This window comes from Streptomyces sp. NPDC023541, from assembly GCF_055559995.1.
Genome location: NZ_JBVHJO010000011.1, coordinates 221,239 through 238,816, shown reverse-complemented (window position 1 = coordinate 238,816; position 17,578 = coordinate 221,239). Strand labels below are relative to the sequence as shown.

Genomic DNA, 17,578 nt, shown 5'->3' with positions numbered 1-17,578 from the left:
TCACCCGGAGAGTGAGATACGGGACTTCTCGCCCGGGGTTTCCGTCGCGTATCGCTCGGCTGGTCCCTGATCGTGACGGCGGGGGTGGCCGGCCTGGGCCTGCACCTGCTGGGCGCGGACGCGGCCGGGGGTTCGCTCGGGCCGATGGCGGCCGCCGTGGTGGTGGTCCTCGCGGTCGGTGGAACCGTGGACCCTTCGGGTGACGTCTCGGTCCTCGGAGTTGCCGGGGCGGGGGCCCAAACCTCCCTGGACGTCATGCCCTTGGGGGTGTCGCTGGCGGAGCCCTGGTGCTGGCGGGGGTGTTCCCGCGCTCGCTGCGGGCCGGGGCGGGCGCGGGTGAGACGGCCGCCAGAGCCGTGGCGTTCACGGCGCTGCTCGTCGCGACGGCGGGAGGTCTGGCGTGGGCCGGGCACGACGCGGTCACCCTCGACGGCGCGGCGCTGCCGAGGACCCCGGTGAAGGTCGAGGTGTCCGGGATCGGGGGCATCGGCGGGCTGCTCCCGGACCGCGCCGGGGACCTGGTCGAGGCGCGGACCCGGGCGGGCTTCTCCGTGGCACCCGGGCCGACCCTGCTGGGCGCGGGCCTGTGGGCGCTCGCGGTGCCGGCGGTGGCGCTGCTGGTCTCGGCGCGGGCCGGCCGTACTCGCCCGGGTGCGGCCCGCCGCCTCCGCGGTGGTGGCGGGGCTGGTCGCGGTGGCTGCGGGGCCGGCCGCGGCGGTGGGGGCGGCGCTGGGCGACGAACGACCCGGGCGGGTGCTGGGCGCCGCGCTGCTGGGCGCACCGAACGGTAGCTGGCTGGGGGTGCTGCTGGGGTTGTTCGTGCCGGTGCGCGGCGGGGCCACGGGAGAGCCGGCCCGGCTGCTGCCGGATCCACTGGACGACCTGCTGTCCGCCTCCACGCGGGAGCCGGTGACGGTGGCCCGGCTCGCGGAGTACGACGGGCGGGTCTGGCTGCTGGTGGTGGGGGTGTTCCCGCTGCTGCTCACCGCGGGCGTGCCGGCGGCCGTACGGACCCCCGGGCGCGGCGTCGCGGAGTGCGCGGTGCGGATGAGGGCGGTGACGGGGGTGGCGCTGGCGGTGCTGGTGCGGCTGACGCGGTTGTCGGCGGACGCCTCGCCGGCGGTGCTGGGGGTGGACCTGGTGGATGCCGGGGTGGAGCTGCGCGGGGACGTCCCGTACGCCCTGCTGCTGGGCTCGGTGTGGGGTTCGGTGGCCGGCGGGGCCGGTGCGCTGCCGGCCGGGGCCGGGCGGCCGCCGATCCGACGGGACACGCGGCCGCGGGCCCGCCCGGCCGGGCGGGCCCGGTGGATCCCGGTGCGCCCACGGTCCCGTACCGAGCGGGCCCGGCCGGCCCGGTACGCCGGGGCGGCCGGGGCGGCGGCCGCGAGGGCCGGAGCGGGCAGGGTCCGCCGCCGCCCGAGTGCGCTGTGCCGTACCTGGATCCGGACGTCTCCTGGGACGTGACGGTCACCGGCGTCCCGCCGCACCCCCCGGGCGCTCCGCCGCCGCCGAAACCGCCGGAGCCGCCGGCTCCGCCACGGTGACGCGGTGACGCCCGCGCCGGACGCGGCGCGTTCGGGAGCGGGACGCCGCGCGTTACGGGAGCGGGACGCGGCACGTTCAGGAAATGGGACGGGGGTCCTGTCCCGGGGGCCGGGAAGATACGGTGAGGGCACCATGAGCGCATCGCAGACCTCCGACGTCCCCACCCTCCTCGTCAAGATCTTCGGCAAGGACCGTCCCGGGATCACCGCCGGGCTGTTCGACACCCTCGCCGCCTACTCCGTCGACGTCGTCGACATCGAGCAGGTCGTCACCCGTGGCCGCATCGTCCTGTGCGCCCTCGTCACCAAGCCCGTCGGCGGCACCGAGGGCGACCTGCGGGCCACCGTCCACAGCTGGGCCGAATCGCTCAAGCTGCAGGCCGAGATCCTCTCCGGTACCGGTGACAACCGGCCGCGCGGCAGCGGCCGGTCCCACGTCACGGTGCTCGGCCACCCGCTCACCGCCGAGTCCACGGCCGCCATCGCCGCGGAGATCACCGGGGCCGGCGGCAACATCGACCGCATCTTCCGGCTCGCCAAGTATCCGGTGACCGCGGTGGAGTTCGCCGTCTCCGGTGTGGAGACCGCGCCGCTGCGCACGGCGCTGGCCACGGCCGCCGCGCACATCGGCGTGGACATCGCCGTCGTCTCGGCCGGCCTGCACCGCCGGGCGCAGCGCCTGGTCGTCATGGACGTGGACTCGACCCTCATCCAGGACGAGGTCATCGAGCTCTTCGCCGCCCACGCCGGGTGCGAGGCCGAGGTCGCCGAGGTCACCGAACGGGCCATGCGCGGCGAGCTGGACTTCGAGCAGTCGCTGCACGCCCGCGTTGCGCTGCTGGCGGGCCTGGACGCCTCCGTCGTCGACAAGGTCCGCGCCGAGGTGCAGCTGACCCCGGGCGCGCGGACCCTGATCCGTACGCTGAAGCGGCTCGGCTACCAGGTGGGCGTGGTGTCCGGCGGCTTCACCCAGGTGACGGACGACCTGCGGGAGCAGCTGGGGCTGGACTTCGCCTCCGCCAACACCCTGGAGATCGTCGACGGGAAGCTGACGGGCAAGGTCACGGGGGAGATCGTGGACCGGGCGGGCAAGGCCCGGCTGCTGCGCCGCTTCGCCGCCGAGGCCGGCGTGCCGCTGGCCCAGACGGTGGCCATCGGTGACGGCGCCAACGACCTGGACATGCTGAACGCGGCCGGGCTGGGCGTGGCCTTCAACGCCAAGCCGGTGGTCCGCGAGGCGGCGCACACGGCGGTGAACGTGCCGTTCCTGGACGCGGTGCTGTACCTGCTGGGGATCACCCGCGAGGAGGTCGAGGCAGCCGACCTGGCCTGATCCCCCGTCGGTGCCCCGAGCCCGCCCCTTTCGGCCCCCGCCGGGCCCGCGCCGCCCGACGGGATCCGGCAGGGACGGCCTGGGCACCCCGATCCCGGACATGAGCGGGCCCCGGCGGCCGGTGCGGCCGCCGGGGCCCCTTCGCGTGCGGCGCCGGTCAGTGGCCCTTGGGAGTCCAGTAGTCCAGCAGGGTGCCCACCCCGTGCTCCAGCGACTTCCACGAGCCGGTGAAGGAGACGACGGCGAGCGCGGCGGTCGGGAATCCCGTGCGGTTCATCCGCGCCAGGGTGTCGCCCTCCGCCCGCCCGGAGAGGGCGTCGGCGAGGGCGTGCATGCCCGGGTTGTGGCCGATGACGAGGAGGTCGCAGACCTCGTCGGAGGTCTCGTTCAGCAGGGCGATGAGCTCGCCCGGCGAGGCGTCGTAGATCCGCTCCTCGTAATGGGTCTTCGGCCGGTGCGGCATCTCCTGGACGGCGAGCTTCCAGGTCTCGCGGGTGCGGGCCGCGGTGGAGCAGAGGGCCAGGTCGAAGGCGATGCCGGTCTCGGCGAGCTTCAGACCGACGGCCGGCGCGTCCTTGCGGCCCCGTTCCGCCAGCGGACGGTCGTGGTCGGGCACCTCGGGCCAGTCGGCCTTGGCGTGCCGGAGGAGGGCGATCCTGCGGGGTGTGTCTGCGCTCATGGCTCCCAGCTTCCCATGAAACGGGCCGTGGGGCGCAGGCTGTTGGGGGCTCGTCCCAGGTGGTGAGGGGCGCTCGGGAGGTCAGCCGACGGCGCGCAGGAACTGCTCGGCGACCTGGACGAGACCGGAGACCTCGCCGGTGGCCGCGTGGGCCTCGCCGGATCCGGCGAGGAGCAGCAGGAGCAGCCCGAAGGCGAGTGCGGGCAGGGCCGGCGCCCACCAGTGCAGCCGGGTGCTCGCCACGGTGGTGGCGCTCACCCGGCGGGCGGACGGGAGGGACCGTGTGCGCGTGGGGGCCGACATGGCCGCCTCCGTGGGTGTGTGGACCGGGCTGGCTTGCTGCCTACGAATCTATGGATCCGGGACGCCGGTTCCCATCCGGGCCACACCCCACTTCACCCTGAGCCGGGCCCCCTAGGGGTTGGTGGGGATATCCCCACCCCCGGGGGGTGGCCGGCGTCAGGGCGAGGCGATCGTCGCGATGACGGAGATGATCACGGTGATGCCGAGGAAGACACCGAGGACGATGCCGAGCTTCTTGCGGCCGTCCTGCGGGTTCGGTTCGAGTACGGGCGACATGCGGTCAGTCTCGCACGCCGCATTCGTGCTCGATCGTGCGGTCCCGTCCCGCCAGCACGCCGAGGGCGATCTGCGGGACGAGCAGGCCGGCCATCAGGGCGAGCGGCAGGTCCCAGCCGCCGCTGTGCTGGTAGAGGGTGCCGATGACGAGCGGGCCGGGGATGGAGATGAGGTAGCCGGTGCTCTGGGCGAAGGCGGACAGCTTGGCCACGCCGGCCGGGGACTTGGCGCGCAGCCCGATCATGGTGATGACCAGCGGGAACGCGCAGTTGGAGACGCCGAGCAGGAGCGCCCAGGCCCAGGCTCCGGCGGCGGGGGCGAAGTAGAGCCCCAGGTAGCCGGTGAGGCCGAAGACGCCGAGGGTGACGGCGATGGCCCCCTGGTTCCTCATACGGCCGGCCAGACCCGGGATGACGAAGGCGAGCGGGACGCCCATGACCATGGTGACGGCGAGGAGCACGCCGGCGGTGGAGGCGGAGACGCCGGCGTCGCGGAAGATCTGCGGGAGCCAGCCCATGGTGACGTACGCGCCGGTGGCCTGGAGGCCGAAGTAGCAGGCGAGGGCCCAGGCGGTACGGCTACGGGCGACCCGCGGGCCCGCGTCGGTCCGTACGGCGGCGCCGGCGCCCGAGCCGGCTGCGGCTGCCGCAGCGGCCCGGTCGGCGCGCCGGGCGGCGCGGGCGAGGGGCAGCCACAGCAGGACGGCGAGGACCGCGAGGGCGGCCCACATCAGCAGGCCGGTGCGCCAGCTGCGCCCGAGGGCGCCGGTCAGCGGGACGGTCGCGGCCGCTGCGAGCGAGGTGCCGGCGGCCAGGGCCATGGAGTAGAGGCCGGTCATGGTGCCGACCCGGTCGGGGAAGTAGCGCTTGACGATCACCGGGAGCAGGACGTTGGTGAGCGCTATGCCGGCCAGCGACAGAGCGCTGGCGGCGAGGAAGCCGGCGGCACCGTTCGCGAAGGGCCGGATCAGCAGTCCGGCGGTGACGGCGGCCATGCCGGCGCAGACGACGGCGACCGGGCCGAAGCGGCGGGAGAGCCGGGGCGCGGTGACGCCGAAGACGGCGAAGCACAGGGCCGGGACGGAGGTGATCAGTCCGGCGACCGTGCCGCTCATGCCCAGGCCGGTGCGGGTCTCCTCGAAGAGGGCGCCGAGGCTGGTGATGGCGGGGCGCAGGTTGAGGGCCGCCAGCACGATTCCGACGATGAGCACCGGGCCGAGCCAGGTCGGCCGCGCCGTAGCGGCCGGGGTGGCGACCGTGGCGCGGTCTGCGGTGGGCCGGTCGAGCGTCGTGGTTTCTTCCTCGGACATTCAACCATCATAGAATCATGGGATGATTGGTTGTCCAGCCGCAGCCCGTACGTGAGAGGAACCCATGCCGCTGACCTCGCCCCGGCGCTCCGCGCTCGTCGACCAGGTGATCGCCCAGTTGCGCAACCAGATCACCTCCGGCGAGTGGCCGGTCGGCTCGCGCATCCCCACCGAGCCGGAGCTGGTGGAGCTGATCGGCGTCGCCCGCAACACCGTGCGCGAGGCGGTGCGGGCACTGGCGCACAACGGCCTCCTCGACATCCGGCAGGGTTCGGGCACGTACGTCATCGCGACCAGCGAGCTGGCCGGCGTCATGCACAGGCGCTTCGCCGGGGCCGAGCCGAGGCACATCGCCGAGCTGCGCTCCACGCTGGAGTCCTCGGCGGCCCGACTGGCGGCCGAGCGGCGTACCGAGCGGGACCTGGGCCAGCTGGACGCCCTGCTGGCGCGCCGCGAGGAGGCCTGGGCGGGCGGGGACGCGGAGGTCTTCGTCGCGGCGGACGTGAGTCTGCACATGGCGGTGGTGACGGCCTCGCACAACGACGTACTGATCGAGCTGTACGCGGACCTGGGCGAGCTGGTGGCCGACTGGCTGCGGGCCGACGTGGGCACCGTGCTGGATCCCGCCGCCCATCTCGACCACGCCCGCCTGATCGAGGCGATCCGGCGCGGTGACGGGGACGCGGCGGCCTCGGAGGCCGCGGGCTACCCCTTCGTCTGCCTCGGCAAGGACGGCAAGGACCGCACGGACGCCCAGGGGGCTCCGGTCACGCCCGTCGGTGGCTGACCCAGGCCGCGCGGACTTCCTTCCAGCAGCGGCCGGTGAGCTCGGCCCGGCCGGTCGGGCCGACGGCGACGGCCGCGCCGTCGCCGTCCAGGTCCCACCAGCGGTCGCACTCCACGTGCAGGCTCACCAGGTCGGTCTCCGGGTAGGCGTTGTGGCAGTGCGCGGTCACCTGGGAGCCCTCGATCGAGGTGGCGCAGTCGGCGCCGAAGAGTTCACGGGCGGCGGGCGGCGAGGGCTGCACGGGGGGCTCGGCGGGGATGTCGGAGAACTCCACGACGGCCGGGCCCGCCACCTCGGGGCCGGGGGCGGCCTCGTCTCCGGAGGGCTGCGCGGCGACGGCCGGGATCAGGAGTCCGGTCACGATCACCGACGTGACCAGCATCGATACCGCTCGGCTCGGCCTGGTGCGCACTCCTGCCTCCTCCCCGCCGGAGCCGGGAAGATCCCGACCTGGCCAGTTTGCAGGCATCTGCGCCGGTTTTCGACTCGGGAAGATCCGGTCAGCCGGTGAACATGCGAGCGAAGCCGGCCCTCCGGGCCCCGGCCCCCGCGTCCGCCCCGGCCCCCCGTGGGCGGACACGAGAACGGCGGCGGCCGCGCCTCCCCCGGGGGTGAAGCGCGGCCGCCGCCGTACGGACACGGGGTCCTGACCGGGGGTCAGGCGCCCATCGCGTGCACGCCGCCGTCCACGTGGACGATCTCGCCGGTGGTCTTCGGGAACCAGTCCGACAGCAGGGCGACGACGCCCTTGCCCGTCGGCTCCGGATCGCTCATGTCCCACTCCAGCATGGAGCGCGTGTTCCAGACCTCGGCCAGCTCGCCGAAGCCCGGGATGGACTTCGCGGCCATGGAGCCGATCGGACCGGCCGAGACCAGGTTGCAGCGGATGTTCTCCTTGCCCAGGTCGCGGGCGAGGTAGCGGCTGGTGGCCTCCAGCGCGGCCTTGGCCGGGCCCATCCAGTCGTACTGCGGCCAGGCGAACTGCGCGTCGAAGGTGAGGCCGACGACGGCCGCGCCCTGCGCCGGGAAGAGCGGCTTGCAGGCCATCGTCAGCGACTTCAGCGAGAACGCCGAGACGTGCATGGCGGTGGCGACCGACTCGAACGGCGTGTTCAGGAAGTTGCCGCCGAGGGCGTCCTGCGGCGCGAAGCCGATGGAGTGCACGACACCGTCGAGGCCGCCGAGCTCGTCACGGACGAGGCCCTCCAGGCGGGCCAGGTGCTCGTCGTTGCTGACGTCGAGCTCGATCACCTTGACCGGCTTGGGCAGCTTCTTCGCGACGCGCTCCGTCAGCGACGGACGCGGCCACGCGGTGAGGATGACCTCGGCGCCCTGCTCCTGGGCCAGCTTGGCCGCGTGGAAGGCGATGGAGGACTCCATCAGCACACCCGTGATGAGGATGCGCTTGCCCTCGAGAATTCCGCTCATGGTGATCAGTGACCCATGCCCAATCCGCCGTCAACGGGAATGACGGCTCCGGTGATGTACGCGGCGTCGTCGGACGCCAGGAAGCGGACGGCTGCCGCGATCTCCTCGGGCTGCGCGTAGCGGGCCAGCGGCACCTGCGCCACGATGCCCGCGCGCTGCTCGTCGGTGAGGACCTTCGTCATGTCGGTGTCCACGAAACCGGGCGCGACGACGTTGAAGGTGATGTTGCGGGAGCCCAGCTCGCGAGCGAGCGAGCGGGCGAAGCCGACCAGCGCGGCCTTGGAGGCCGCGTAGTTGGCCTGCCCCGCCGACCCCATGAGCCCGACGACCGAGGAGATCAGGACGACGCGGCCCTTCTTGGCACGGAGCATGCCGCGGTTCGCGCGCTTGACCACCCGGAAGGTGCCCGTGAGGTTGGTGTCGAGGACCGAGGAGAAGTCCTCCTCGGACATGCGCATCAGCAGCGTGTCCTTGGTGATGCCGGCGTTGGCCACGAGCACCTCGACCGCGCCGTGCGCGTCCTCGATCTCCTTGTAGGCCTGCTCCACCTGCTCGGAGTCGGTGATGTCGCACCGCACCGCCAGGACACCGAGCTCGGTGAGGGCCTGCGGCGGCTCACCCGACCGGTACGTGATCGCGACCTTGTCGCCGGCCTCCGCGAAGGCTCGGGCGATGGCGAGGCCGATGCCCCGGTTTCCTCCGGTGACGAGAACCGAGCGGCTCAACGGATCACCCTTTCGCTAGCGGTCTGAATACCGAAAACCTATAGGTCGCATCGCTCGTACGGAGAATCGAGCCCCGACAGGGCCTCGCAGCGGGCTCTGTCGAGTCCCTACAGAAAGATGTAGGCACAAGGGCCCCGATCGCGACATGATCGGGGCGACCGTCCCCGACCCCGGGAGGACTTCCGTGCCCCATTCCATCGACGCGGCCTTCACCGCGCTGCCCCTGCGGGCGCTCGCCGACGCGGCGCTCGCCCGGGCCCGCGCGCTGGGCGCCGACCATGCCGACTTCCGGCTGGAGCGGATCCGCAGCGCCTCGTGGCGGCTGCGCGACGCCAAGCCCTCCGGCGGGTCCGACACCACCGACCTCGGCTACGCGGTCCGGGTCGTGCACGGGGGCAGCTGGGGGTTCGCCTCCGGCGTGGACCTCACCATGGACGGCGCCGCCAAGGTGGCCTCGCAGGCCGTGGCCATGGCGAAGCTGTCCGCCCAGGTGATCAAGGCCGCCGGTTCGGACGAGCGCGTGGAGCTCGCCGACGAGCCGGTGCACGCGGACAAGACGTGGATCTCCTCCTACGAGGTGAACCCCTTCGAGGTGCCGGACGCGGAGAAGGCGGCGCTGCTCGCCGACTGGAGCTCCCGGCTGCTGGCGGCCGACGGCGTCGCGCACGTGGACGCCTCGCTGCTCGCGGTGCACGAGAACAAGTTCTACGCCGACACCGCGGGCACCACGACCACGCAGCAGCGGGTCCGGATCCACCCGCAGCTCACGGCGGTCGCCGTCAACGGCACCACCGGCGAGTTCGACTCGATGCGCACCATCGCCCCGCCCACCGGCCGCGGCTGGGAGTACCTGACCGGCACCGGCTGGGACTGGAACGCCGAGCTGGAGGAGATCCCCGGCCTGCTCGCCGAGAAGATGCGGGCGCCGAGCGTGCAGGCCGGGCGCTACGACCTAGTGGTGGACCCGTCCAACCTGTGGCTCACCATCCACGAGTCCATCGGCCACGCCACCGAGCTCGACCGGGCGCTGGGCTACGAGGCGGCGTACGCGGGGACCTCCTTCGCCACCTTCGACCAGCTGGGCAAGCTCCGGTACGGCTCCCCGATCATGAACGTGACGGGCGACCGGACCGCCGAGCACGGGCTGGCCACCGTCGGTTTCGACGACGAGGGCGTCCAGGCGCAGAGCTGGGACCTCGTCAAGGACGGCACCCTGGTCGGCTACCAGCTGGACCGGCGGATCGCGAAGCTGACCGGCCTCGGGCGGTCCAACGGCTGCGCCTTCGCCGACTCCCCCGGGCACGTGCCGGTCCAGCGGATGGCGAACGTGTCCCTCCAGCCGGATCCCGGCGGACTGTCGACCGAGGACCTGATCGGCGGGGTGGAGCGCGGCATCTTCGTGGTCGGCGACCGCTCCTGGTCGATCGACATGCAGCGCTACAACTTCCAGTTCACCGGGCAGCGGTTCTTCCGGATCGAGAACGGCCGGCTGGCCGGGCAGCTGCGCGACGTCGCCTACCAGGCCACCACCACCGACTTCTGGGGCTCGATGGAGAAGGTCGGCGGCCCGCAGACCTATGTCCTGGGCGGCGCCTTCAACTGCGGCAAGGCCCAGCCGGGCCAGGTCGCGGCGGTCTCGCACGGCTGCCCGTCCGCGCTGTTCCGCGACGTGAACATCCTGAACACCACGCAGGAGGGCGGCCGATGACCACGCACGATCACCACGAGATCTGCCGGGGGTCCGGGGGTCGCCCCCCGGGACAGCACAGTCCGAACACCACGCAGGAGGCAGGCCGATGAGCCGATCGACCAAGCCGCACGAGATCGTCGAGCGGGCCCTGGAGCTGTCCACCGCCGACGGATGCGTCGTCATCGCCGACGAGGAGTCGAGCGCCAACCTGCGCTGGGCCGGCAACGCCCTGACGACCAACGGGGTCACCCGCGGCCGGACCCTGACGGTCATCGCCACGGTCGACGGCAAGGAGGGCACGGCCTCGGGGGTCGTGTCGCGCTCCGCCGTCACCGCCGAGGACCTGGAGCCCCTCGTACGGGCCGCCGAGGCGGCCGCGCGGGGCGCCGGACCCGCCGAGGACGCCCAGCCGCTGGTCACCGGGACCCCGGTGTCGCCGGACTTCACCGACGCCCCGGCCGAGACCACCTCCGCCGTGTTCGCGGACTTCGCCCCGGCCCTCGGGGAGGCCTTCGCCCGGGCCCGGGCGGGCGGCCGGGAGCTGTACGGCTTCGCCCACCACGAGCTGGTCTCCACGTACGTCGGCACCTCGACGGGCCTTCGGCTGCGCCACGACCAGCCCAACGGCACCCTGGAGCTCAACGCGAAGTCCCCGGACCGCCGGCGTTCGGCCTGGGCCGGCCGCTCCACCCGGGACTTCAAGGACGTGGACCCGACCGTGCTGGATGCGGAGCTCGCCGTACGGCTGGGCTGGGCGGAGCGGAAGATCGAGCTGCCCGCCGGTCGGTACGAGACGCTGCTGCCGCCGACGGCCGTGGCGGACCTGCTGATCTACCAGATGTGGTCGGCGTCGGCCCGGGACGCGGTGGAGGGCCGTACGGTCTTCTCCAAGCCCGGCGGCGGCACCCGGCTCGGCGAGAAGCTGACCGACCTGCCGCTGACGCTGCGCAGCGACCCGAACGCGCCGGGCCTGGAGTCCGCGCCGTTCGTCATCGCGCACAGCTCCGGCGACGACGTCTCGGCCTTCGACAACGGTCTGCCGGTCCCGGTGACCGAGTGGATCCGGGACGGCGAGCTGGCCCGGCTGTCGACGACCCGGCACACGGCCGGCCTGACCGGCCTGCCGGTCTCCCCCGGCTTCGGGAACCTGATCCTGGACGGCGGCTGCGAGAAGTCCCTCGACGAGATGGTCGCGGACACCGAGCGGGGCCTGCTGCTGACCTGCCTCTGGTACATCCGCGAGGTGGACCCGGCCACGCTGCTGCTGACGGGCCTGACCCGCGACGGGGTCTACCTGGTGGAGAACGGGCAGGTCGTGGGCGAGGTGAACAACTTCCGCTTCAACGAGTCCCCCGTGGACCTGCTGTCGCGGGCCTCGGAGGCGGGCCGCACGGAGAAGACCCTGCCGCGCGAGTGGAGCGACTGGTTCACGCGGGCTGCGATGCCGGCTGTCCGCATCCCGGACTTCAACATGAGTTCGGTGAGCAAGGGCGTCTGACCCACCTAGACTGAGCACGGCATTTCCACAAAACGTAAGGAGTCGAGAGACCGTGACGGACATCGTCGACGAACTGAAGTGGCGCGGGCTCTTCGCCCAGTCCACCGACGAAGAAGCGCTGCGCAAGGCCTTCGCGGACGGTCCGGTCACGTTCTATTGCGGCTATGACCCGACCGCCGCCTCGCTGCACGTCGGCCACCTGGTGCAGGTGCTCACGATGCGGCGGCTGCAGCTGGCGGGCAACCGGCCGCTCGCGCTGGTCGGCGGGGCCACCGGTCAGATCGGTGACCCCCGTCCGACCGCCGAGCGCACCCTGAACGATCCCGCGGTCATCGCGGAGTGGGTGGACCGGCTGCGCTCGCAGATCGAGCCGTTCCTGTCCTTCGAGGGCGAGAACGCCGCGGTCCTGGTCAACAACCTGGACTGGACGGCGGGCATGTCCGCCATCGAGTTCCTGCGGGACATCGGCAAGCACTTCCGCGTCAACAAGATGCTGACGAAGGACTCGGTCGCCAAGCGGCTGGAGTCGGACCAGGGCATCAGCTACACGGAGTTCAGCTACCAGCTGCTCCAGGGCATGGACTTCCTGGAGCTGTACCGGCGCCACGGCTGCACCCTCCAGCAGGGCGGCTCGGACCAGTGGGGCAACCTGACGGCCGGCCTCGACCTGATCCACCGGGTCGAGCCGGACGCGCACGTCCACGCGATGGCGACCCCGCTGATGGTCAAGGCGGACGGCACCAAGTTCGGCAAGACCGAGGGCGGGGCCGTCTGGCTGGACCCGGAGATGACCACTCCGTACGCGTTCTACCAGTTCTGGCTGAACGTGGACGACCGGGACATCTCCACCTACATGCGGATCCTCTCCTTCAAGTCCCGCGAGGAGCTGGAGGAGCTGGAGGCGCAGACCGCCGAGCGGCCGCAGGCGCGCGCCGCCCAGCGGGCGCTGGCGGAGGAGCTGACCACGCTGGTGCACGGCGCCGACCAGTGCGCCGCCGTGATCGCCGCGTCGCGGGCGCTGTTCGGCCAGGGCGACCTGGCGGAGCTGGACGAGGCCACGCTGGCCGCGGCCCTGTCGGAGCTGCCGCACGCCAAGGTGTCGGAGCTGGCCCTGGTGGTGGACCTCTTCGCGGAGACCGGCCTGGTCGCGAGCAAGTCGGCCGGGCGCCGGACGGTGAAGGAGGGCGGTGCCTACGTGAACAACGCGAAGGTCACCGCCGAGGACGCGGTCCCCGCCGCGGAGGACCTGCTGCACGGGCGCTGGCTGGTCCTGCGCCGGGGCAAGAAGAACCTGGCGGCGGTCGAGGTCACCGGCGCCTGACGCGTCCCGGGACGCGTCGGACCCGTACGGCATGGCCGAGGGGCCGGTTCGGACTTCACGGTCCGGCCGGCCCCTCCGCCGTGCGCCGGGGGTGACGCGGACGGCCCTAGGTCATCTGGCGGCTGCCTCCGCGCATCGCCTTGTAGGCCATCTCGCCGAGGAAGACGAAGAGGACCGCTCCCGCGAGCTGCAGCAGGTGACGGGTCCAGTCGATGCCGCGGGTTTCGGCGACCCCGATCCAGCCGGCGACGGCGTTGCCGAGGACGCTGCCGATGATGCCCATCAGCGTGGTCAGCCACAGGGGCTGATGCTGTTTGCCCGGCAGGATGGCCTTGGCTATCAGCCCCAGCACGAAACCGACGATGATCGCCCACAACCAGCTCATGTCCAGCCTCCTCCTGGCGCGGTGTGCGCACGTGCGCCCAGTGTCGGCCGGTCCGGCGTAGCGCGCATTTCGGGCGGTTCCGTTGGGATCCCCCCGTACCGGTGGCGGCGGGGGGCGCGTACCGTGGAGGGGTCCGGGCCGGGGAGCGCCCGGCCGTGCGATCGGGTGGTAGGACGTGGAACGGGTGAAGCGACAGAAGCGGAACGGGACCGAGGTCTTCCGGATCACGGGCGCCCGGATGGGGCTCGCCGAGGACGTGCGGGGTCGTCAGCGCCGCTACGTGATCTCCATGGCGGTCAGGACGCTGTCGGTCATCGCAACCGTGCTCTTGTGGAACGTGTCCCGCCCCGTGGCCGTCGTGACGCTCGTCGCGGGCGCCCTGCTGCCCTACGTGGCCGTGGTCATCGCCAACGCGGGGCGCGAGTCGACGCCGTCGCTGCCCTCGCATTTCGTCCCGACTCCGGTCCGTCCGGCGCTGGACGCGGGAAACCTCAAGAAAAGCTCAGATCAATCATGAAGTTCCGGTGCACTGCACCGGGTCCTGCGTGACATACTGCTCACGCGCTCCGCATCCCCCGTCGGAGCGACGGACCGACGCCGGGCAGCTCCCCCCGTGGCTGCTCGGCGTCGCCTTTCCGTTCGGGACACCCCTAGGGTGAGGTCGTGACTTCCTCCGACTCCCCCACTCCCGACGAAATCCCCACCTGCTCGGCCAAGGGCTGCCGTGACGCGGCCGTCTGGGTCCTCGCGTGGAACAACCCGACGCTGCACACGCCGGAGCGGCGCAAGACGTGGCTGGCGTGCGAGGAGCACCGCGAGCACCTCTCCCAGTTCCTGGGGGTCCGCGGTTTCCTCAAAGACGTGGTGAAGCTCGACGAGTGGGTGCAGCCCGAAGGCTCGGAGCGCCCGCGCTGATCCGGCGCTCATCCGGCACTGATTCGGCGCTGTGGCCGGTCCGCGGGCGCGGACCGGCCGGCGCGGGTCAGCCTCCGATCGCGGACATGGGGCGGTCGGGCTGCAGGAACGAGGGGTCGTCGAGGCCGGAGCCGGCCTTCTTGCCCCACATCGCCACCTTCCACAGGCGGGCGATCTCCTCGTCCGGGGCGCCCGAGCGCAGGGCGGAGCGCAGGTCCGACTCCTCGGTGGCGAACAGGCACGTACGGATCTGGCCGTCGGCCGTCAGCCGGGTACGGTCGCAGGCGCCGCAGAACGGGCGGGTGACGGAGGCGATGACGCCGACGGTGGCGGGACCGCCGTCGACGACCCAGCGCTCGGCCGGGGCGGAGCCGCGCTCGTCGGCGCCCTCCTCGGTGAGCGTGAAGCGCGTGCGCAGCGATGCAAGGATGTCGCCTGCGGTGATCATGCCCTCGCGCTTCCAGCCGTGCTGGGCGTCGAGCGGCATCTGCTCGATGAAGCGGAGCTCGTACTCGTTCTCGACGGCCCAGGCCAGCAGGTCGGGGGCCTCGTCGTCGTTGAGTCCCGGCATGAGAACGGCGTTGACCTTGACGGGGGTCAGGCCGGCGTCGCGGGCCGCGGCCATGCCCTCGATGACGTCCTTGTGCCGGTCGCGGCGGGTGAGGGTCTTGAAGACCTCGGGGCGCAGGGTGTCCAGGGAGACGTTCACCCGGTCCAGGCCGGCGGCCTTCAGGGCCTGGGCGGTGCGCTTGAGGCCGATGCCGTTGGTGGTGAGCGACATCTTGGGGCGGGGTTCCAGCGCCGCGCACTGCTCGACGATCCCGACCAGGCCGGGGCGGAGCAGCGGTTCGCCGCCGGTGAAGCGGACCTCGGTGATGCCGAGCTGCGTGACCGCGATGCGGATCAGCCGGACGATCTCCTCGTCGGTCAGCAGGTCGGACTTGCCGAGCCATTGCAGGCCCTCTTCGGGCATGCAGTACGTGCAGCGCAGATTGCACCGGTCGGTGAGCGAGACGCGCAGGTCAGTGGCCACGCGGCCATAGGTGTCGAGAAGCACTGTGGGCCCCCTCCCCTGTCCGGAAGTAGACATACGCGCGACATTGGATCTACTTCACGCGTTCTATTTCGAGACTACGGGACGCGTGTGCCGTTGTGTGATGCCCGAATGAACGAGACGTGACGTGGCCGCGTCGTAGGGACCTACGACGCGGCCACGCTGGGTGTTCGGACGATGTCAGTGCGCCCCTGTTCCGGTGAGGGAGCGCACCTCCAGCTCGGCGAACTTCTCCGGGTCCGCCTCCTCCTTGGTGAGGACGGTACCCAGCCATCCCAGGAGGAAGCCGAGGGGGATCGAGATGATGCCCGGGTTCTCCAGCGGGAACCAGAAGAAGTCGGCGTCCTTGAACATCGAGGTCGGCTTGCCGGACACGACCGGGGAGAACAGCACCAGGCCGACCGCCGAGATGAGTCCGCCGTAGATGGACCAGAGCGCCCCCTGGGTGTTGAAGCGCTTCCAGAAGAGGCTGTAGAGGATCGTCGGCAGGTTGGCGGATGCGGCGACCGCGAAGGCGAGCGCGACGAGTCCGGCCACGTTCAGGTCGCGGGCCAGCGCGCCCAGGCCGATGGCGACGGCGCCGATGACCACCGTGGACCAGCGTGCGGCGCGCACCTCCTCCTGCTCGGTGGCCTTGCCCCTGCGGATCACGTTCACGTACAGGTCGTGGGCGAAGGACGAGGAGGAGGCGAGGGTGAGGCCCGCCACGACGGCGAGGATGGTGGCGAAGGCGACCGCGGAGATCACGGCGAGCAGGACGGCGCCGCCGGTGGAGTCCGCGCCGCCGCCGACCGCCTGGGCGAGCAGGGGCGCGGCGGTGTTGCCCGCCTTGTTCGAGGCCAGGATGTCCGCGCGCTCCAGCAGGGCCGCGGCCCCGAAGCCCAGGGCGATGGTCATCAGGTAGAAGGCGCCGATGATGCCGATGGCCCAGTTCACGGACTTACGGGCGGCCTGCGCGGTGGGCACCGTGTAGAAGCGGATCAGGATGTGCGGGAGTCCGGCGGTGCCGAGGACCAGGGCGAGGCCGAGGGAGAGGAAGTCCAGCTTCGAGGTGGAGTCCTTGCCGTACTTCAGGCCCGGTTCGAGGAACTTGGCTCCCTGTCCGCTGTTCTCGGCGGCCTTGCCCAGCAGGTCGGAGACGTTGAAGTCGAACTTCACCAGCACCAGGAAGGTGATCAGCAGGGCGCCCGCGATCAGCAGGACCGCCTTGATCATCTGGACCCAGGTGGTGCCCTTCATCCCGCCGATGGTCACGTAGACGATCATCAGCACGCCGACGAGCGCGACGACCGCCACCTTGCCGCCGTCGCTGGTGATGCCCAGGAGCAGCGAGACCAGCACGCCGGCCCCGGCCATCTGGGCGAGCAGGTAGAAGATCGAGACCACGATGGTGGAGGTGCCGGCGGCGGTGCGGACGGGGCGCTGGCGCATCCGGTACGCGAGGACGTCGCCCATCGTGTAGCGGCCGGCGTTGCGCAGCGGCTCGGCGACGAGCAGCAGGGCGACCAGCCAGGCCACGAGGAAGCCGATGGAGTAGAGGAAGCCGTCGTAGCCGAAGAGGGCGATGGCTCCGGCGATGCCGAGGAAGGACGCGGCGGACATGTAGTCGCCGGAGATGGCGAGGCCGTTCTGGAAGCCGGTGAACTGGCGGCCGCCCGCGTAGAAGTCCGCGGCGTCCTTGGTCTGGCGGCCGGCCCAGACCGTGATGATCAGGGTGGCGACGACGAACAGCCCGAAGAGCGTGATGATGAGCGGCCGGTGCTCGGAGGCGCCTGCGGCGAGCGTCGCCACGTGGTGCGTGCCGCTCATTCGGAGGCCTCCATCCGCGCCTTGATGGCCGCCGCCCTGGGGTCGAGCCTGGCGGCGGCGTGGCGCGCGTACAGCCAGGCGATGAGGAAGGTCGTCGCGAACTGGGCGAGGCCGAGCACGAGGGCGACGTTGATGTTGCCGAAGACCTTGGTCCCCATGAAGCCGCCCGCGTAGTTGGACAGCAGGACGTAGAGCAGGTACCAGGCGATGAAGGCCACGGTGAGCGGGAAGGCGAAGGAGCGGTAGGAGCGGCGGAGTTCGGCGAACTCGGGGCTCTGCTGGACGCTCACGAACTCTTCGGCCGTGGGGCCCGCCAGGGGCGTTCCCGTGCTGCCCGGAGGCGGCGCTGCTTCGGTGGTCACGGGGGAATCTCCTTGTGACGCAGGTGCGGTGGGGACGACGGACAAAACAACCTCCGTGTGGCGGGTCGATGGCGCTGACCCCCCTCTGTCAACGGCACGGCCGGCGTGTCGGGACGGTTCAACACCCGTGGATTCTTGAGGAACTGATTTCTCGAACAGA

Annotated in this window: 18 protein-coding genes and 1 pseudogene; 8 read left to right on the top strand and 11 right to left on the bottom strand. The window is 72.0% G+C overall.

The window, feature by feature from the left end; genetic code table 11:
• The first annotated feature begins 72 nt into the window (after positions 1–72).
• Both ACZ3X1_RS26400 and serB read left to right on the top strand, forming a co-directional pair.
• Positions 73–1,464: pseudogene (locus tag ACZ3X1_RS26400) on the top strand (streptophobe family protein).
• 213 nt (positions 1,465–1,677) lie between these two features.
• Complete coding sequence (serB, locus tag ACZ3X1_RS26395) at positions 1,678–2,877, top strand: phosphoserine phosphatase SerB (protein WP_467281167.1); 1,200 nt, start codon at positions 1,678–1,680, stop codon at positions 2,875–2,877.
• A gap of 157 nt (positions 2,878–3,034) precedes the next feature.
• Here the strand turns inward: serB and ACZ3X1_RS26390 are convergent, their stop codons facing one another.
• The 4 genes from ACZ3X1_RS26390 to ACZ3X1_RS26375 all read right to left on the bottom strand — a co-directional run bounded on the left by ACZ3X1_RS26390 (position 3,035) and on the right by ACZ3X1_RS26375 (position 5,444).
• A complete protein-coding gene (locus ACZ3X1_RS26390) occupies positions 3,035–3,556 on the bottom strand; it encodes a SixA phosphatase family protein (protein WP_356815960.1) in 522 nt (173 codons plus the stop codon).
• A gap of 81 nt (positions 3,557–3,637) precedes the next feature.
• Positions 3,638–3,859: a hypothetical protein gene (locus tag ACZ3X1_RS26385; RefSeq protein WP_467281166.1), complete on the bottom strand. Its 222-nt coding sequence runs from the start codon at positions 3,857–3,859 to the stop codon at positions 3,638–3,640.
• A gap of 156 nt (positions 3,860–4,015) precedes the next feature.
• Positions 4,016–4,135 (bottom strand): SGM_5486 family transporter-associated protein, encoded by a 120-nt coding sequence (locus tag ACZ3X1_RS26380; RefSeq protein WP_356815958.1) that lies wholly within the window; start codon positions 4,133–4,135, stop codon positions 4,016–4,018.
• Positions 4,136–4,139: 4 nt separating this feature from the next.
• On the bottom strand, positions 4,140–5,444 hold the full coding sequence (locus ACZ3X1_RS26375) for a CynX/NimT family MFS transporter (RefSeq protein ID WP_467281165.1): 1,305 nt from the start codon (positions 5,442–5,444) through the stop codon (positions 4,140–4,142).
• A 64-nt stretch (positions 5,445–5,508) separates the two neighbouring features.
• Between ACZ3X1_RS26375 and ACZ3X1_RS26370 the strand changes: the two genes are divergently transcribed.
• Positions 5,509–6,231: a FadR/GntR family transcriptional regulator gene (locus ACZ3X1_RS26370; RefSeq protein WP_467281164.1), complete on the top strand. Its 723-nt coding sequence runs from the start codon at positions 5,509–5,511 to the stop codon at positions 6,229–6,231.
• On the opposite strand, the gene ACZ3X1_RS26365 is transcribed toward ACZ3X1_RS26370, so the two are convergent.
• The 3 genes from ACZ3X1_RS26365 to fabG form a co-directional block, all read right to left on the bottom strand.
• Entirely contained in the window at positions 6,212–6,643 is a 432-nt protein-coding gene (locus ACZ3X1_RS26365; protein WP_362634729.1) for a hypothetical protein, read from the bottom strand. The two genes, ACZ3X1_RS26370 and ACZ3X1_RS26365, sit on opposite strands and share 20 nt — an antisense overlap.
• Positions 6,644–6,888: 245 nt before the next feature.
• Positions 6,889–7,659, bottom strand: coding sequence for an enoyl-ACP reductase FabI (fabI, locus tag ACZ3X1_RS26360; protein ID WP_467281162.1), 771 nt, complete (start codon positions 7,657–7,659; stop codon positions 6,889–6,891).
• A 5-nt stretch (positions 7,660–7,664) separates the two neighbouring features.
• Entirely contained in the window at positions 7,665–8,384 is a 720-nt protein-coding gene (fabG, locus tag ACZ3X1_RS26355; RefSeq protein ID WP_356815126.1) for a 3-oxoacyl-[acyl-carrier-protein] reductase, read from the bottom strand.
• A 184-nt stretch (positions 8,385–8,568) separates the two neighbouring features.
• Here fabG and ACZ3X1_RS26350 point away from each other — a divergent pair, with 184 nt between their 5' ends.
• The 3 genes from ACZ3X1_RS26350 (at position 8,569) to tyrS (ending at position 12,893) form a co-directional block, all read left to right on the top strand.
• A complete protein-coding gene (locus tag ACZ3X1_RS26350) occupies positions 8,569–10,092 on the top strand; it encodes a TldD/PmbA family protein (RefSeq protein WP_467281161.1) in 1,524 nt (507 codons plus the stop codon).
• An 88-nt stretch (positions 10,093–10,180) separates the two neighbouring features.
• Positions 10,181–11,572: a metallopeptidase TldD-related protein gene (locus ACZ3X1_RS26345; RefSeq protein ID WP_467281160.1), complete on the top strand. Its 1,392-nt coding sequence runs from the start codon at positions 10,181–10,183 to the stop codon at positions 11,570–11,572.
• Positions 11,573–11,624: 52 nt separating this feature from the next.
• Positions 11,625–12,893, top strand: a complete 1,269-nt coding sequence (gene tyrS, locus ACZ3X1_RS26340; protein ID WP_356815123.1) for a tyrosine--tRNA ligase — start codon at positions 11,625–11,627, stop codon at positions 12,891–12,893.
• A gap of 106 nt (positions 12,894–12,999) precedes the next feature.
• On the opposite strand, the gene ACZ3X1_RS26335 is transcribed toward tyrS, so the two are convergent.
• Complete coding sequence (locus tag ACZ3X1_RS26335) at positions 13,000–13,278, bottom strand: GlsB/YeaQ/YmgE family stress response membrane protein (protein WP_356815122.1); 279 nt, start codon at positions 13,276–13,278, stop codon at positions 13,000–13,002.
• Positions 13,279–13,516: 238 nt separating this feature from the next.
• On the opposite strand from ACZ3X1_RS26335, the gene ACZ3X1_RS26330 reads away from it, so the two are divergent.
• Positions 13,517–13,795 carry a DUF3099 domain-containing protein gene (locus ACZ3X1_RS26330; RefSeq protein WP_356815131.1) on the top strand — a complete coding sequence of 93 codons (279 nt, stop codon included), beginning with the start codon at positions 13,517–13,519 and terminating at the stop codon, positions 13,793–13,795.
• A 146-nt stretch (positions 13,796–13,941) separates the two neighbouring features.
• Positions 13,942–14,193, top strand: coding sequence for a hypothetical protein (locus ACZ3X1_RS26325; protein WP_356815121.1), 252 nt, complete (start codon positions 13,942–13,944; stop codon positions 14,191–14,193).
• Positions 14,194–14,260: 67 nt separating this feature from the next.
• Here ACZ3X1_RS26325 and moaA read toward each other — a convergent pair whose 3' ends face one another.
• The 3 genes from moaA to ACZ3X1_RS26310 form a co-directional block, all read right to left on the bottom strand.
• Entirely contained in the window at positions 14,261–15,250 is a 990-nt protein-coding gene (gene moaA / locus ACZ3X1_RS26320; protein WP_356815120.1) for a GTP 3',8-cyclase MoaA, read from the bottom strand.
• A gap of 177 nt (positions 15,251–15,427) precedes the next feature.
• Positions 15,428–17,056 (bottom strand): solute symporter family protein, encoded by a 1,629-nt coding sequence (locus ACZ3X1_RS26315; RefSeq protein ID WP_467281159.1) that lies wholly within the window; start codon positions 17,054–17,056, stop codon positions 15,428–15,430.
• Positions 17,053–17,418: a DUF485 domain-containing protein gene (locus tag ACZ3X1_RS26310; protein ID WP_356815118.1), complete on the bottom strand. Its 366-nt coding sequence runs from the start codon at positions 17,416–17,418 to the stop codon at positions 17,053–17,055. The genes ACZ3X1_RS26315 and ACZ3X1_RS26310 overlap by 4 nt, the downstream gene beginning before the upstream one ends.
• Positions 17,419–17,578 lie beyond the last annotated feature (160 nt).